Source organism: Geitlerinema sp. PCC 9228 (assembly GCF_001870905.1).
In the GTDB taxonomy this organism is placed as follows: Bacteria; Cyanobacteriota; Cyanobacteriia; order Cyanobacteriales; family PCC-9228; genus PCC-9228.
The window spans coordinates 1-506 of the sequence record NZ_LNDC01000221.1; the positions used below are offsets into that span (position 1 = coordinate 1).

Here is a 506-nt window from a genome sequence, read left to right on the forward strand (position 1 = left end):
AATCTGGGCTATGCTTTACAGCAACAAGGAAAGTTACAGGAAGCTGTCCAGAATTATCGTCAAGCCATTCAATCCGATCCAGATGATGCTTGGACTTACAGTCAATTAGGTGATGTTTTATTGGAACAAAAAAAATTAGAGGAAGCCCTAAGAAGCTATGAACAAGCCATTCAAACCAATTCCAAGTATGCTCCTGCTTACAATGGTTTGGGTAATGTGCTAAGAAGACAAGGTAAATTAGAAGAAGCGATCGAAAACTATCGCCAAGCTCTCCAAGTTGATTCCAACTTTGCCCATGCTTATAGTAATTGGGGGCACGTACTAAGACAACAAGGAAAGCTAGAAGAAGCTATAGAGAAATACCAGAAAGCTCTCCAAAGCAATCCCAATCTTGTTTATGCTTATAACGGTTGGGGCACTGTCCTATGGGATCAAGAAAAGCTAGAAGAAGCTATAGAGAAATACCAGAAAGCTCTACAACTCAATCCTGAGTTTTTCTATGCTTA

The 506-nt window shown here is 39.9% G+C and carries 1 protein-coding gene; it reads left to right on the forward strand.

All coding sequences use genetic code 11. From position 1 onward, the window contains the following. Positions 1-506 (forward strand): tetratricopeptide repeat protein (locus AS151_RS20390; protein WP_139240849.1); only part of this gene is annotated, 506 nt, incomplete at both ends.